This window comes from Sphingomonas sp. SphC10, assembly GCF_057004845.1.
Map to the genome: position 1 here is coordinate 3,432,566 of NZ_CM168044.1, position 15,565 is coordinate 3,448,130.

The window sequence follows — 15,565 nt, forward strand, 5'->3', positions numbered from 1 at the left end:
GTCGCGATGGCGCTGTTCCTGCTGGCGCTGAAGGGGTTCGCCGCGTGGCGGACGGGCTCGGTCGCGATGCTGGGGTCGCTCGCCGACACCGCGCTCGACCTGCTGGCCAGCCTGGTGACGCTGTACGGCGTGCGGCTGGCGGCGACCCCGGCCGACCACGACCATCGCTTCGGGCACGGCAAGGCGGAGGCGCTGGCGGCCTTGTTCCAGGTCGCGCTGATCACCGCCTCGGCGGCGGGGATCGCCTGGCGCGCGGTCATGGCGCTGGGCGCGGACAATCCGACCAGCGACGCGGAATTCGGCATCGGCGTGTCGGTGATCGCGATCCTGGCGACCATCGTCCTGCTCGCCTATCAGCGCAGCGTGATCCGTCGCACCGGTTCGGTCGCGATCCTGGCCGACAATGTCCATTACCAGTCGGACGTGCTGCTCAACGGATCGGTCATCATCGCGATGGTGCTGGACCAGTATTTCGGCTGGCACGGCGCGGACCCGGTCTTCGGCATCGCCATCGCCGTGTGGCTGGCCTGGGGCGCGTTCCAGGCATCCTCGACCGCGATCGACCAGCTGATGGACAAGGAATGGTCCGACGACCAGCGCGCCGCCTTCCTCGACGTCGCCGCGCGCCAGCCGGGGCTGAAGGGCATACACGACTTCCGCACCCGCCGCTCGGGCAGCCACGACTTCGCGCAATTCCATATGGAGGTCGACCGCGACATGACGGTCGCCGCCGCGCATGACGTGGTCGAGGGCGTCGAGCGGGCGCTGCGCCGCGCCTTCCCCAAGGTCGAGGTGCTGATCCATCTCGATCCCGAAGGCCATGTCGACACCGACAATCCGCTGGTCGAGGCGGACGTGACCCCCCACTGGTTCGGCAAGCGGGTAGGCTATTGATGCGCATACCCTTCACCCAGGTCGACGCCTTTGCCGACGCGGCTTTCGGCGGCAATCCGGCGGCGGTGATGACGCTGTCCTCCTGGCCGGGCGACGCCACGCTGCTGGCGATCGCGCAGGAGAACAACCTGTCGGAGACCGCCTTCCTGGTGCCGATGGACGGCGGTGAGGCGGATTTCGAGCTGCGCTGGTTCACGCCGGGCGACGAGGTCGAGATGTGCGGCCACGCCACGCTGGCGAGCGGACATGTGGTGCTGTCGTCGGATACGACGCGCGACCGCGTGCGGTTCGCGACGCGCCATGCCGGAATGCTGGAGGTCGCGCGCGACGGGCTGGGCTACAGCATGTCCTTACCGGAGCGTACGCCGTCGCCCGAGGCGCTGCCGGAGGTGATCGAGGCGCTGGGCGTGGACGGCGTGGTCGAGACGCTGCGCCATCCGGCGGGCTATGCGGTCGTGGTTGTCGACGATGTGGCGACGGTGCGAGGCTGCACGCCGGACTTTACCGCGCTGGCCAAGGCGGGGCGCTATGTCGTGATCCTGACCGCGCGCGGCGGGGCGGGGGAGGCCGATGTGGTGAGCCGCGTCTTCGTGCCCGCCTTCGCCATCGACGAGGACCCGGTGACGGGCGCGGCGCATGCGGTGCTGACGCCCTACTGGACGCAGAAGCTGGGCCGTGAGTCCTTCGTGGCGGAGCAGGCCAGTGCGCGGGGCGGACGGTTGACCTGTCGGCTGGATGGCGACCGGGTGATCCTGGGCGGTGGATGCGTCACGGTGATCGAGGGGACGTTCCTGCTGCCGTGAGGGCTTCGCCTTCACTCATCCTAAGAGGCGTTTCTAAAAATGCAGCCGTACCCCGGCGAAGACCGGGGCCCAGGCTCCACCAAGTCGGTGGCGCGCTATTCGATGCGGGGGAGGCAAAGGCGTCCCACCTGCGACAGCGCACCGCAACTGGACCCCGGCCTTCGCCGGGGTACGGCGATGATTCGCCAGGTCGGCGTTTTGAAACGCGGCCTCACTCCGCCGCCAGCAACGTCTCCGCCGCCTGCAAATCCACCGACACCAACCGGCTGACCCCGCGCTCGATCATCGTCACGCCGAACAGCCGGTGCATCCGGCTCATCGTCACCGCATTGTGCGTCACGATCAGATAGCGCGTATCCGTCTCGCGCGTCATCCGGTCGAGCAGGCCGCAGAAGCGGTCGATATTGGCGTCGTCCAGCGGCGCATCGACCTCGTCCAGCACGCAGATCGGCGCCGGATTGGTCAGGAACAGGCCGAAGATCAGCGCCACCGCCGTCAGCGCCTGCTCGCCCCCCGACAAGAGCGTAAGCGACTGGAGCCGCTTGCCCGGCGGCTGCGCCATGATCTCTAGCCCCGCCTCCAGCGGATCGTCCGAGTCGATCAGCGCCAGATGCGCCGAGCCGCCGTCGAACAGCGTCGCGAACAAGGTCTGGAAATGACCGTTCACCGCCTCGAACGCCTCCAGCAGCCGCTGCCGCCCCTCGCGGTTGAGCAGTCCGATCGAGCTGCGCAGCCGTGCCACCGCCTGCACCAGATCCTCGCGCTCGGCGGCGCTGGCCGCGCCGCTCGCCTCCAGATCGGCCAGTTCCTGTTCGGCGACCAGATTGACCGGGCCGATGCGTTCGCGGTCGGCGGACAGCTTGTCATGCGCGGCCGCCTCGGCCTGGGGCGAGCCGACGCTGGCGCTGTCGAAGGCCAGTTTCTCGGGCAGCACCGGTGCGGGGCAGGCGAAGCGTTCGCCCGACACACGGCCCAGCTCGACCCGGCGGAGTTCGTGATTCTCAACCCGCGCCAGCGCGCCCGCGCGCGCCTCCCGCGCGGCGGACAACAGCGCATGGGTCTCGGCATGCGCGGCCTCGATGGCACGCAGCGCGCGTTCGGCGTCGGCTTCCTCGATCTGGGTGCGCTCCGCCTCGGCCTTGGCGGTGTCATGCGCGGCGGCGAGCCGGGCGATCTCCTCGGCCAGCAGATCGGGCTGGTCGGCCAGCGCGGCGGCGTCGCGGTCGAGCGTCGCGGCGCGGTCGTCCATCTCGGCGATCCGGCCCGCCGCCTGGCCCGCACGCTGGTCCCAGCCCTGCGCCTCGGCCATCGCGGCGGACAGCCGGTCGCGAGTCTGGGTCAGGCTGCGCTCCAGCGTCGTCCGCTCCGACCGGGCCAGCGCCACCGCCGAGCGCGCCAGCTGTGTCTCCTGCTGGAGCCGCGCCGTCTCCGCCGCATTTGCCGTGCCATCGGGCAGTCCGGCCAGCGTCGCCTGGGCGCGGTCGCATTCGGCCAGCGCCTCGTCCATCTCGGCGGCGATGCGTTCGGCGCGTGCGGCAAGATCGGTGCGCTGGGCGGACAGCCGCTCGATCACCGCCTGCGCCCGGTCCTCGGCACGCTGGGCATCGCGCAAGGATGCTTCGGCGGTGGCGTGGAGGTTCCGCGCGCTGGCGGCGGCGGCGCGGGCGCGGGCGATCCGGTCCTCGATCGCGGCGCGCGCCTCGGTCGCGGTCTGTACCGCCGCCTCGGCCGCCGGACGTTCGGCCTCCAGCGCGGCGAGCCGGTTGCGCCGCTCCATCCGCTCCGCCGCCGCCGCGCCGCCGCCCTCGCCGATATATCCGTCCCAGCGCCGCAGCCGCCCCTCGCGCGTGACCAGCCGCTGCCCGACGCTCAAATGCTGGCCAGAATCCGCCTCGACCAGGAAAATCTGCGACAGCCGCCGGGCAAGCGTAGGCGGCGCCTTGATCCGCTCACCCAGCCGCAGCGTGCCGACCGGCGCGGCGGGGTCGTCAGGTGCGACGGGGGAGCCATGCCAGTCGACGAGCGGCGTCTCCAGCTCGTCGCCCAGCGCGGCCGCCAGCGCGCGTTCGAACCCCGGCTCGGCCTGCACCTCGTCGAGCAGTCGGTCGCCGCCCTTGCTCGCGGTCGCACGGGTCAGCGTCGCCGCCTCGGCCTCCAGCGCGGCGAGGGCGGCGATGGCGCGGGCGCGGGCTCCCTCGGCGGCATCGCGTTCGCCGGTCGCGGTCAGTTCGCTTTCCTCGGCCCAGCCCAAAGCCGCGCGCGCCTTGTCCGCATCGACCTTGGCGGCGGCCTGGGTCGCGATGGCCGCTTCGCGCGCCGCCTCCTGCTCGGCCATGTCGGGCAGCGCCTCGATCGCGGAGGCGACCGCGCGGGCATCGCGTTCGGCACGGGCATGGCGGGCGCGGGCGGCGGTCAGCGCCGCCTCCGCGATGCGGCGCTCGGCGGCCTCGGCAGCCTGGGCCGACAAAGCGCGGGCCAGCGCGACCTCGGCATTGCGGTTCTTCGTCTCCGCCTCGGCCAGCAGCGCGTCGAGCCGGGGCATGGCCTGCACCGCATGGGCGATGCGCGCCTCCAGATCCTCGCACTCCTCGGCCAGCCGCCGGATCGCGGCGGCCGCGTCGTGCGCCAGCGCATCCTCGCGCGCGCGGTCCTCGTCGATGCGGGTACGCGCGGCGGCCAGTTCCTCGATCCGCCGTTGCAGCCCATGGCGGCGGTCGCGAGTGCGCGACAGGGCATGACCCGCCTCGCTCAGCGTATCGCGCGCGGCGAGCGAGGCGGCGCGGGTCCGGGCGGCGCGCGCTACCGCCTGTTCCTGCGCGGCGGCGGCTTCGCGCTCGGCGGCGGTGGTTTCGGTGACGCGGCGCTCGGCGGCCTCCGCCTCGATCTTGGCCGCGCCCGCCGCCTCGGCCGCATCGCGCCAGCGGGCGAAGATCATCCGCGCCTCGGCCACCCGGATCTGGTCGGAGAGCAGGCGATACCGCTCCGCTGCGCGGGCCTGTCGCCGCAACGTCCCTATGCGGGCGTCCTGATCGGCGATCGCCTCGTCCAGCCGGGTCAGGTTCGTCTCGGTCGCGCGCAGCTTGGTCTCGGCATCGCGGCGGCGGACATGGAGCCCGGCGATCCCGGCAGCTTCCTCCAGCATCGCGCGGCGCTCGGCGGGCTTGGCGGCGATGACCGCGCCGATCCGGTTCTGGCTGACCAATGCTGGCGAATGCGCGCCGGTCGCGGCGTCGGCGAAGAGCAGCGCCACGTCCTTGGCGCGCACGTCGCGCCCGTCGATGCGATAGGCCGAGCCCGCGCCCCGCTCGATCCGGCGGACGATCTCGGTCTCGTCCCCCTCGCGTTCGGCCAGGATCGTGACTTCGGCAAAGTCGCGCGGCGGGCGGGTGGCTGTCCCGGCGAAGATCACGTCTTCCATGCCCGCGCCGCGCATCGAGCGCGCGCTGTTCTCGCCCATCGTCCAGCGCAGTGCTTCGAGCAGGTTCGACTTGCCGCAGCCATTGGGCCCGACAACGCCGGTCAGCCCCGGTTCGATGACCAGATCGGCCGGATCGACGAAGCTCTTGAAACCCGAAATGCGAAGCCGCTTGATCTGCACGGACCCGGTCGCCGCTCCCCCGATGCGCTGTGGTTAACCGATAGCGAATGGGGGCGGGATGTCGAGGGAAGGATTGTGATACCGCCGACGTGAGTATGACCTCGATCGCGTGGTATCGCGGGTCGCTCATGAGGGGGGGGCATTCGCCCAAGCGGTCGACAAGCGCCATATTCGGCCACTTTCCTTACCCGGCAAACAACGTCATGATGCTGACCGCCGTCCGTCAGATGGAGTGCTTATGCAATTGATCCATAATCCACGGGGGAGCAATTCCCGGGCATTGCGGAATTTCGTCTGGGCGCTGCTGACGTGCGTGCTTCTCGCACCGGCGCTAGCAATGCCATTTACCAGTGAGGTCGATTGGAGCCTGGTCGACTTCATATTTGCCGCCATATTGCTCGGGACGATCGGCGTTGCCTGCGAATGCGCCCCGCGCCTGTCGGCTCCCCTGGCGGTCCGTGCCCTGATCGTGATCGGAACAGTGGCAGTGGTGTGCACGATATGGGCCGATGCGGCGGTTGGCATCTTCGACTAGCTACTGCCCGACATTCGGCAAGACCCGTCGTCCGACGGAGAGTTTCCCCGGATCACCTGAATCGCTGCAATTCGAACGGCGACGTGGGAACGGGCGTCGACTCCCCAGCCACCATTGCCGCCACCAACTCGCCCGTAATCGGGGCAAGCGTCAGGCCGAGATGGTTGTGCCCGAACGCGTAGGATACGCCTCTGGTCCCCGGCACCTTGCCGATCGCGGGCAGGTAATCCGGCAGGGTCGGCCGCGCGCCCATCCAGGGCTTGGCATCCTCACCGATCGGCAGGCCCAGCGCGGCGATATGGTGGCGCAGGCGGTTCCACTTGGCGGGGTCGGGCTTGGCTTCGGCGCGGGCGAACTCGACGATGCTGGCGGCGCGCAGGCCGCCTGCGAAGCGGGTGACGATCATCGAGCGGTCCTCGAACACCACCGGCGGCAGGTCGGCGGGCCAGTCGACGTCGGGGCCGGTCTGGAGGTGATAGCCGCGCTCGGCGATGATCGGAGCCTTCAGGCCGAAGGGGCGGAGTAGGGCAGCGCTCGCCACGCCCGCCGTCACGATGATCTGGTCGGCGGACAGGGGGCGATGGTCGGTCAGGCGGACCTCGCCGTCGCCGACAACCGCGACGCGCGCGATGAGGCGGGTGCCGCCATCTGCCAGAAAGCGCGCGGTCGTGGTTTCTGCCAGCCGGGTCGGGTCGGCGATCTGGCCGCTGCCCTCGAAGCGGATGCCGCCTGCGATGGACACGCGAACCCGGGCGCGCCAGTCCTGCAATTCCGCCTCGGGCAGCGAGCGGAAGCGCGTGGTGCCAGTATCCGCCGCCTGCCAGTTGGCCAGCCCGCGCGCGGCGCTCTCCGGCGTTTCCCACAGCACGACATGGCCGTCTGGGCGGAGCAGATCGGGCTCTCCGAGCGCGGCGACGTGCCGCTGCCACGCAGGCATGGCTTGGGCGAGCAGCGCAGCCAGCGCTTCATGCGAACGTTCGTACCGTGCGGGGCGGGCGGCCTTCAGCAGGCGGAGCGAAAAGGGCAGCCATGTCGCGATCTCACGCGGCGGCAGGGCGAGTGCACCGCCGCGACAGAATAGCCGTTTGGCAAAACCGCGCACCATCGCGGGCGAGGCTATCGGCTCGGCCTGTTCGGTCGCAATATGGCCCGCATTGCCCCAGGACGCGGCGCGCGGAGTGTCCTCCGCCTCGATCAGCGTCACTGTCCAACCGGTGCGTTGCAGCGCAAGTGCGGTGGTGGTGCCGATAACGCCGCCGCCCACGACGATGGCGCTGCGACGATCCGAGGCTGAGGTGTAATTTTCCGGCTTGGGCATGAGCCTGGTCATATCGTATACGGATTTTACAGCAAGGGAATCCCGATGACGTCACCCACGATCCGCCATACCTTTTTCTGCATCGACGGCCATACGGCGGGCAATCCCGTCCGGCTGGTGGCGGGCGGCGCGCCGCTGCTGCGCGGGTCCAGCATGGCCGAGCGGCGGCTGGACTTTCTGGAGCGGTTCGACTGGGTCCGCACCGGCCTGTGCTTCGAGCCGCGCGGGCATGACATGATGTCGGGCGGCTTCCTCTATCCGCCCTGCGAGCCGGACAGCGACGCCGCGATCCTGTTCATCGAGACGAGCGGCTGCCTGCCCATGTGCGGGCATGGCACGATCGGCATGATCACCTTCGGCCTGGAAAACGGCCTGATCACCCCGCGCGAGCCGGGCAAGCTGAAGGTCGAGGTGCCCGCTGGCACCATCCATATCGAATATGAGAAGGAGGGCGCCAAGGTCACGGCCGTACGTATCCGCAACGTCCCCGCCTATCTGGCGGCCGAGGGGATTCAGATCGACGTGCCGGGCTTCGGTCCGTTGACGCTGGATGTCGCCTATGGCGGTAACTATTATGCGATCATCGAGCCGCAGGGGGCCTATACCGGGCTGGACGATCTGGGCGCGTCGAAGCTGGTCGAACTGAGCCGCACGATCCGCGAGCTGGTGCGCGAAAAGTTCGAGCCGGTGCACCCGCTCGAACCCTCGATCCGGGGGGTCAGCCATGTGCTGTGGGCCGACAAGCCCTCGGCGGAGGATGCCGACGGCCGCAACGCGGTCTTCTATGGCGAGCGGGCGATCGACCGGAGCCCGTGCGGCACCGGCACCTCGGCGCGGCTGGCTCATCTGGCGGCGAAGGGGCGGCTCAAGGTCGGCGACCGCTTCGTGCATGAAAGCTATATCCGCAGCCGTTTCATCGGTCGGGTCGAGGAAGCGACCGAACTGGGTGGTCAGGCCGCGATCGTGCCGTCGATCCAGGGCTCGGCGGTGTCGACTGGCTACAACACGATCTGGATCGACCGCGAGGACCCGTTCTGGGCGGGGTTCACGGTGGTATAAGGCCGTCGTTCACGCGAAGCTGCGAAGGAAAGAGGTTCGCGCGGAGGCGCGGAGACGCGGAGGGTTGGGACTTGCCGCGCCAGCGGCCCTGTCATCTCCACCTGTCGACGATGTCCAAGCGCTGCCGCGCGGGCTGTCATCTCCGCGCCTCCGCGTCTCCGCGCGAACCTCTTCGCGGCTTCGCGTGAAGCTTGCCCCGGCCTTTGCCGGGGCGATCCTTCATCCCAGATCGTCGATGGCGGGCTGGGGCTGGGTGAACCAGGCGGCGCCTGTCTCGGTCACGTGGAAATGATCCTCCAGCCGCACGCCGAAGCGGTCGGGCACGACGATCATCGGCTCGTTGGAGAAGCACATGCCCGGCGTCAGCGGGGTCTTGTCGCCGCGCACCAGATAGGCGGGTTCGTGGATCGACAGGCCGATCCCGTGACCCGTGCGATGCGGCAGGCCGGGCAGGCGATAGTCGGGGCCGAGGCCCGACCGCTCCAGCACGGCGCGCGCGGCAAAGTCGACCGCCTCGCACGGTTCGCCGGGCCGGACGGCGACGAAGGCGGCGGCTTGCGCTTCCTTCTCGATGTCCCAGATGCGGCGAACCTCGTCACCGACCTCACCGAACGCATAGGTGCGGGTGATGTCGCTGTGATAACCGTCGATCAACGTGCCGGTGTCGACCAGCACCACGTCACCGTCGCGCAGCACATCGTCCTGCGGCAGGCCATGCGGGAAGGCCGTCGAGCGCCCGAATTGCACCGCGCAGAAATAATTGCCGGTCGACGCACCCAGCGCGCGGTGCGCCTGGTCGATGAAGCGGATGACCTCCGACGCGCGGATGCCTTCGTGCAGAATGCGCGCGGCGCGACGATGCACCTCCAGCGTGATGTCCATCGCCTGTTGCATCAGCGCGATCTCGGCAGGCGACTTGATCATGCGGCAGCCATCGACGACCGGCCCGGCATCGACCAGCGCGACGCCCGGCGCGGCGGCGCGGATACGCTCGACGAACAGGAAGGCCATGGCGGGGTCGATCGCCAAGGTCTGGGCCCCCGCCGCCTTCAGCGCGTCGGCGACCAGCGCGGAGGGGCTTTTATCCTCTTCCCACAGGCGGATGTCGGTGGCGGGGATGGACAGGCTGGCCTCGAACGAGCCCAGTTCGAAGCCGGGGCAGATGAAGATCGGCTCGCCCGCGATCGGCAGCAGCATCGCCACCAGCCGCTCGGTCGCGCCCCAGGCGACGCCGGTGAAATAGCGCAAAGAGGCGCCCGCATCGATCAGCAGCGCGTCGGCGCCCATCTGGCCCATCCGTTCGCGCGCGCGCGTCAGCCGCTGCGCCCGTTCCTGTGCCGTGATGACCGGCGCGGGGTTCGCCCAGGGCGACAGGCTCGCCAGTTCGCGCTCCGCCGTCGATCCGCCGATCATTCCCGCCATGTCACTCGCTCCGTTTCGTATACGGTTGGCGTGTTAGCGCGGGTTGGCATGAGGCGCCAGACAGGGCGTGGGCTTCGACTGCGCTCAGCCCGAACGGAGCGGGGGAGCCGGGGCGTAATCTATGCCCCTAACCCCCGTTCAGCCTGAGCGAAGTCGAAGGCCAAGGGATGAACTTCGCCCAGCAAATATCATGGGACGTACGCTTCGACTTCGCTCAGCGTGAACGGCTGTGGGATATCGTTCCACAGAGGTGCGAGGCTCACCCCCCGTACATCGCCATCGCATCCCGCCGGAACGCCGCGCCGCTGTCAGTGCGGCTGTAGAACATGTGTCCACCCGGATAGACGTTCAGCTTCACCCGCTGCGCCACGCCATAGCTCGGCATCTGGTCGACGATCAGCCGCGACGCGAAGTACGGGCAGGACAGGTCGTCCCAGCCGTGCACGATCATCACCTTCATCTTGGGATCGTTGGCGATCGCCTTGCGCAGGTCGGTGACGGGGGCATCCTCGGGCTTGCCGCGATCCCAGGCGCTGTTCACCTCATAGGATAGCGCATGATAGCGCGCATCGGTCTTCCAGCCCACTTCGCGCGTCACGAAGTCGACCATCGCGCTGGTCGTCGGCGCGATCAGCGAGTCGAGCAGCGGGTCGTTGGACCGCTGCTGCGACGACCAGGGGAAGGGATCGAAGGCGGTGACGTTCGAATCGTAGATGCTGCCGATCGTCGAATCGTTGCGGTGAATCTCGCGCAGGTACGTCCGCGTGTCGATCCGCCCGCCCAGCTTGCGGACCAGGGCGGGGTCCAGCCCGGTCAGCTCGGTGACGCGGGTCACCATCCGGTCGACGGCTTGCGTATCCGACCGCCCGCGCATCAGGTCGCGCAGGTAGTCGCCGCGCGCATAGGCCTCGACCCCGGCCATCGCTTCGGGCGTCAGCTTGCCCTGCCGCTCCAACTGGGCGGCGGCCATCGAGGGCAGGTCGATCATCCACGGCAAGGGCGACAGCGCGGTGGCATCGTCGCCCGAGGCGGGGTCGAGATAGGGCGACACCATGATCAGGCCATTCACCCCGACGCCGATCTGCGACTGGAGCTCATAGGCGATGCGCGGCGCGCGATAGCCGCCATAGCTTTCGCCCATGACGTACTTCGGCGAACGCAACCGGCCTTCCTTGACCAGCCAGTCATAGACGACCTTGGACAGATATTTGATGTCCGGGTCGTTGGCGAAGAAGGCCTTTTTGGTCTCCGCCTCATCGACCAGGCTGCGGCTGAAGCCGGTGCCGATGGGATCGATGAAGACCAGGTCGGTGAAGTCCAGCCAGCTGTTCGGATTGTCGGTCGTCACCGGCGCGTCGGAGGGCGCATCGCCCTGCGCGCCGAATGGCACGCGCTTGGGACCCACTGCGCCCAGGTTCAGATAGACCGAGGCCGCGCCCGGCCCGCCGTTGAACGCGAAGGTGACGGGGCGCCGCACATCGCCGCCAGGCACAGTATAGGCGGTGTAGACGACCTGCCCGATCTCCTTGCCCTTGTCGTCGCGCACCGCGATCTTGCCGATGGTCGCCTTGTAGTTGACGACCCGGCCGCCGATCCGTGCCGATTGGCTGATCGTCTTGTCGGCGGGCAGGGGCGGACGCTTGCTGTCATCGTCCTTCGTTTCGGTGGTCGTCTTGGTCTCGGTCTTCTCGGCCTTTTGCGCGAAGGCAGGCGTGGCGGCGCTGGCGGCCAGCAGCAACAGGGCGGTCAGGTGCAAGGTCTTGGACACGTTGGAAACTACTCCCCCTCGAACGGCGATCGGCAGGGATCATGCGCCGGACTTCCGCGTTCCCGCAAGCCCGCCCCTCTCGAAACGGCCGTTCCCGCTCCCTATCTCGCCTCTGGCATTCCTCCCGGAACAGAAGTAGAACCTGCCTCATGCTGACCAAGATTTCCGTCCGCGGCGCGCGCGAGCATAATCTCAAGGATGTCGATATCGACATTCCCCGTGACACGCTGACGGTCATCACCGGCCTGTCGGGGTCGGGCAAGTCCAGCCTCGCGTTCGACACCATCTATGCCGAGGGGCAGCGGCGCTATGTCGAGTCGCTGTCGGCCTATGCGCGCCAGTTTCTGGAGATGATGCAGAAGCCGGACGTCGACCATATCGAGGGGCTGTCGCCCGCCATCTCGATCGAGCAGAAGACGACCAGCCGCAATCCGCGTTCGACCGTGGCGACGGTCACCGAAATCTACGACTATATGCGCCTGCTCTGGGCGCGAGTCGGCATCCCCTACAGCCCGGCGACCGGCGAGCCGATCGCGGCGCAGACGGTCAGCCAGATGGTCGACCGAGTGATGACCCTGCCCGAGGGGACGCGCCTCTATCTGCTCGCCCCCGTCGTGCGCGGCCGCAAGGGCGAGTATCGCAAGGAAATGGCCGAGTGGCAGAAGGCGGGCTTCACCCGCGTTCGCATCGACGGCCAACTCTACGAGATCGACGAGGCGCCCGCGCTCGACAAGAAGTTCAAGCACGACATCGAGGTGGTGGTCGACCGTCTGGTCGTGCGCGAGGATATCGCCACGCGCCTGGCCGACAGTTTCGAGACCGCGCTGAAGCTGGCGGACGGGCTGGCCTATGTCGACCCCGCTGATCCGGTCGAGCCCGCGACGCCCAAGTCCGCCGTGCTGGGCAACAACGCGCCCGATGGCCGGATCGTGTTTTCGGAAAAGTTCGCCTGCCCGATCAGCGGCTTCACCATTTCCGAGATCGAGCCGCGCCTGTTCTCGTTCAACGCGCCGCAGGGGGCCTGCCCAGCCTGTGACGGTCTGGGCGAGAAGCTGATCTTCGACGAGGACCTGGTCGTCCCCAATCACGAGTTGTCGATCAAGAAGGGCGCGGTCGTGCCCTGGGCCAAATCCAACCCGCCCAGCCCCTATTATATGCAGGTGCTGGGCAGCCTGGCGCGCGAGTTCGGTTTCTCGCTGGAGACGCCGTGGAAGGATCTGGAGGACAAGGTCCGCGAGGCGATCCTGCATGGCACCAAGGGCAAGGCGGTCACGCTGACCTTTGTCGACGGCAAGAAGTCATACGACGTGAAGAAGCCGTTCGAGGGCGTCATTGGCAATCTCAACCGCCGGATGCTTCAGACCGAAAGCGCCTGGATGCGCGAGGAACTGGCCAACTACCAGTCGTCGCAGCCCTGCGAAGTCTGCCACGGCGCGCGGTTGAAGCCCGAGGCGCTGGCGGTCAAGATCGCCATGCAGGACATCAGTTACGCCACGCATCTGTCGGTGGTCGATGCGCTGGCCTTCTTTACCGGCCTGCCCGAACATCTGACCGACCAGCAGCGCGCCATCGCCCAACCGATCCTGAAGGAAATCGTCGAGCGGCTAGGCTTCCTCAACAATGTCGGCCTCGATTATCTGAATCTCGATCGGACCAGCGGCACGCTGTCCGGCGGCGAGAGCCAGCGCATCCGGCTGGCGTCGCAGATCGGCTCGGGCCTGTCGGGTGTGTTGTACGTGCTCGATGAGCCGTCGATCGGGCTTCACCAGCGCGACAACGACATGCTGCTCGCGACGCTGCGCCGGTTGCGTGACCTGGGCAATACGGTGCTGGTCGTCGAACATGACGAGGATGCGATCCGCACCGCCGACTATGTCATCGACATGGGGCCGGGCGCGGGCGTGCATGGCGGCCAGATCGTCGCGCATGGCACGCTCAAGCAACTGCTCAAGTCCAAGACCAGCGTCACCGCCGATTACCTGAACGGCACGCGCGAGGTCGCGGTCCCGGCCAAGCGCCGCAAGGGGTCGGGCAAGAAGCTGACCGTGCACAAGGCGACCGCCAACAATCTGCAAGGCGTGACCGCGAGCATCCCGCTGGGCACCTTCACCTGCATCACCGGCGTGTCGGGGTCGGGCAAATCGAGCTTCACCATCGACACGCTCTATGCCGCCGCCGCGCGGTCGCTGAACGGCGCGCGCATCCTGGCGGGCAAGCATGAGAAGATCACCGGGCTCGACCATCTCGACAAGGTGATCGACATCGACCAGTCGCCGATCGGCCGCACGCCGCGTTCGAACCCGGCGACCTATACCGGCGCCTTCACCCAGATCCGCGACTGGTTTGCCGGACTGCCCGAGGCGCAGGCGCGCGGCTACAAGCCGGGCCGTTTCTCGTTCAACGTCAAGGGCGGCCGATGCGAGGCGTGCCAGGGCGACGGCGTGCTCAAGATCGAGATGCACTTCCTGCCCGACGTCTATGTCACGTGCGACGTGTGCCACGGTGCGCGCTACAATCGCGAGACGCTGGAAGTGAAGTTCAAGGGGCACTCGATCGCCGATGTGCTCGACATGACGGTCGAGGACGCCGCCGAGTTCTTCCAGGCGGTGCCGCCGATCCGCGACAAGATGGCGATGCTGGTCGAGGTGGGCCTGGGTTACGTCAAGGTCGGCCAGCAGGCGACGACCCTGTCGGGCGGCGAGGCGCAGCGGGTAAAGCTGGCCAAGGAATTGTCGCGCCGCGCGACGGGCAACACGCTCTACATCCTCGACGAGCCGACGACCGGCTTGCATTTCGAGGACGTTCGCAAACTTCTCGAAGTGCTCCACGCGCTGGTCGAGCAGGGCAATACGGTGGTGGTGATCGAGCATAATCTCGATGTCATCAAGACCGCCGACTGGATCGTCGACCTCGGCCCCGACGGCGGTGTGAAGGGCGGCGAGATCGTCGCGGTCGGAACGCCGGAAGTGGTCGCCGCCGAACCGCGCAGCTTTACGGGCAAGTATCTGAAGCCGTTGCTCGACAAGGGGCAGGCGCAGGCGGCGGAGTAAGTCCTCCCCAGGACGGGGGTGCGCGGGTTTTGATAGGCCCCGGCATTGAAGATGGTGCGGCCTGTGCCATCTGGCTGGCACAGGCCGCGTCCTAGTGCAGGCGGTTGGCCGACTGTGCCGACCGTATCCGCCACGGAAGGGGGCCTTCTCTTCTTCCTGCCACCCCGGCGAAGGCCGGGGTCCAGTTGCGGAACGGTCGGAGGCACCGTCGGCGGCCACCCAACTGAATCCCGGTCTTCGCCGGGATGGTATGACGGGTCGTTGGCGAGCTTCGGCCGAGACGCCGCTTGGCTTGGGAATGGGCCGGCCACCTCCCTGCGCCGATAGGTTGTCCCTTGGCCTTCGACTTCGCTCAGGCCGAACGGAGGTTGGACACTTCTCCCGTTCGCACCGAGCGCAGTCTAACTGCACGCCCCACCCGCAAACGCCCGCACCAAATCCCGGCAAAACCCCTTAACATATCGCAACCTTTGGCCCCGCAAAGCGATTCCCCCGCATCACCCATGAGGGAGGATGTAATGCGTGCATGGACACTCGGCCTGATCGGGGCCGCGACGCTGGTTTCCGGTTGCTCCACTTATGACAATGGTTTTGGCGGCTTGGGCGGCGGCCCGCGTTATGCCTATGACTATAACCGGCCCGATCCCGCTTATGGCGGCTATTATGCCGACCGTTATTATGTCGACAATGCGCGGTATCGCGAGCGGCGGCTGAGCCGGAACGACCGTGTCTATGTCGGGCAGGACGGCCGCTATTATTGCCGTCGCAATGACGGCACCACCGGCCTGATCGTCGGCGGTATCGCGGGCGGTGCGCTGGGCGCGGCGATCACCTCGGGCGGGTCGCAGACGCTCGGCACGCTGCTGGGCGCCGCCGGTGGCGCGCTGGCTGGACGCGCGATCGAGCGGAACAATGTCCGCTGCCGCTAAACCCGGCTGTTGACGTTTGACAAAGGATCGGGCCGGGCCTCTCCCTGTGGCAAAGAGAGGTCCGGCCTTGTCGTGTCCGGCGCCAATAAACGCGAGATGAACGGCCTGTCACTTTCTGCGACAATTGGCGACATAATAGCTAAGTCGTTGGTATAGCTTTGCGATTGTCGCGACCCATATTGTGGATCG

10 protein-coding genes are annotated in these 15,565 nt (G+C 68.0%); 6 read left to right on the top strand and 4 right to left on the bottom strand.

The window, feature by feature from the left end; translation table 11 throughout:
• The first annotated feature begins 6 nt into the window (after window positions 1-6).
• Complete coding sequence (locus tag ACWKSV_RS15820; RefSeq protein ID WP_428970626.1) at window positions 7-894, top strand: cation diffusion facilitator family transporter; 888 nt, start codon at window positions 7-9, stop codon at window positions 892-894.
• Window positions 894-1,697: a PhzF family phenazine biosynthesis protein gene (locus ACWKSV_RS15825; RefSeq protein WP_076714894.1), complete on the top strand. Its 804-nt coding sequence runs from the start codon at window positions 894-896 to the stop codon at window positions 1,695-1,697. Before ACWKSV_RS15820 ends, ACWKSV_RS15825 begins: the two co-directional genes overlap by 1 nt.
• Before the next feature lie 211 nt (window positions 1,698-1,908).
• Here ACWKSV_RS15825 and ACWKSV_RS15830 read toward each other — a convergent pair whose 3' ends face one another.
• On the bottom strand, window positions 1,909-5,295 hold the full coding sequence (locus ACWKSV_RS15830; protein WP_076714896.1) for a chromosome segregation SMC family protein: 3,387 nt from the start codon (window positions 5,293-5,295) through the stop codon (window positions 1,909-1,911).
• Between the two features lie 238 nt (window positions 5,296-5,533).
• Here ACWKSV_RS15830 and ACWKSV_RS15835 point away from each other — a divergent pair, with 238 nt between their 5' ends.
• Window positions 5,534-5,830, top strand: a complete 297-nt coding sequence (locus tag ACWKSV_RS15835) for a hypothetical protein (RefSeq protein WP_083706539.1) — start codon at window positions 5,534-5,536, stop codon at window positions 5,828-5,830.
• Between the two features lie 52 nt (window positions 5,831-5,882).
• Here ACWKSV_RS15835 and ACWKSV_RS15840 read toward each other — a convergent pair whose 3' ends face one another.
• A complete protein-coding gene (locus ACWKSV_RS15840; RefSeq protein ID WP_076717889.1) occupies window positions 5,883-7,148 on the bottom strand; it encodes an NAD(P)/FAD-dependent oxidoreductase in 1,266 nt (421 codons plus the stop codon).
• 45 nt (window positions 7,149-7,193) lie between these two features.
• Here ACWKSV_RS15840 and ACWKSV_RS15845 point away from each other — a divergent pair, with 45 nt between their 5' ends.
• Complete coding sequence (locus ACWKSV_RS15845) at window positions 7,194-8,207, top strand: 4-hydroxyproline epimerase (protein ID WP_216637078.1); 1,014 nt, start codon at window positions 7,194-7,196, stop codon at window positions 8,205-8,207.
• Between the two features lie 219 nt (window positions 8,208-8,426).
• Here the strand turns inward: ACWKSV_RS15845 and ACWKSV_RS15850 are convergent, their stop codons facing one another.
• Both ACWKSV_RS15850 and ACWKSV_RS15855 read right to left on the bottom strand, forming a co-directional pair.
• The gene (locus ACWKSV_RS15850) at window positions 8,427-9,629 is read right to left on the bottom strand and encodes a M24 family metallopeptidase (RefSeq protein ID WP_076714897.1); all 1,203 of its coding nucleotides are present in this window, start codon (window positions 9,627-9,629) and stop codon (window positions 8,427-8,429) included.
• Window positions 9,630-9,888: 259 nt separating this feature from the next.
• Complete coding sequence (locus ACWKSV_RS15855) at window positions 9,889-11,397, bottom strand: S10 family peptidase (protein WP_083706540.1); 1,509 nt, start codon at window positions 11,395-11,397, stop codon at window positions 9,889-9,891.
• 149 nt (window positions 11,398-11,546) lie between these two features.
• On the opposite strand from ACWKSV_RS15855, the gene uvrA reads away from it, so the two are divergent.
• Together uvrA and ACWKSV_RS15865 are read left to right on the top strand one after the other, a co-directional pair.
• On the top strand, window positions 11,547-14,447 hold the full coding sequence (gene uvrA, locus ACWKSV_RS15860) for an excinuclease ABC subunit UvrA (RefSeq protein WP_076714899.1): 2,901 nt from the start codon (window positions 11,547-11,549) through the stop codon (window positions 14,445-14,447).
• A 518-nt stretch (window positions 14,448-14,965) separates the two neighbouring features.
• Window positions 14,966-15,376: a glycine zipper 2TM domain-containing protein gene (locus ACWKSV_RS15865; protein WP_153008083.1), complete on the top strand. Its 411-nt coding sequence runs from the start codon at window positions 14,966-14,968 to the stop codon at window positions 15,374-15,376.
• The last annotated feature ends 189 nt before the right edge of the window (window positions 15,377-15,565 follow it).